Origin of the sequence: Pseudoalteromonas sp. SIMBA_162 (assembly GCF_046535955.1) — a bacterium.
Taxonomy (GTDB): domain Bacteria; phylum Pseudomonadota; class Gammaproteobacteria; order Enterobacterales; family Alteromonadaceae; genus Pseudoalteromonas; species Pseudoalteromonas marina.
The window spans coordinates 1-239 of sequence record NZ_JAWJBQ010001118.1; the positions used below are offsets into that span (position 1 = coordinate 1).

Annotated in this window: 1 protein-coding gene; it reads left to right on the top strand. The window is 53.1% G+C overall.

All coding sequences use genetic code 11. The annotated features are described in order from the left end of the window. A partial coding sequence (locus R0J88_RS23155) for an FAD-dependent oxidoreductase (protein WP_410901337.1) occupies positions 1-239 on the top strand: 239 nt, incomplete at both ends.

Here is a 239-nt window from a genome sequence, read left to right on the forward strand (position 1 = left end):
CTAAACACTATGATTACATCGCCATCGGCGGCGGCAGCGGCGGTATCGCCTCCATCAACCGCGCGGCTATGTACGGCCAGAAATGTGCGCTGATTGAAGCCAAAGAGCTGGGCGGCACCTGCGTAAATGTTGGCTGTGTGCCGAAAAAAGTGATGTGGCACGCGGCGCAAATCCGTGAAGCGATCCATATGTACGGCCCGGATTATGGTTTTGATACCACTATCAATAAATTCAACTGG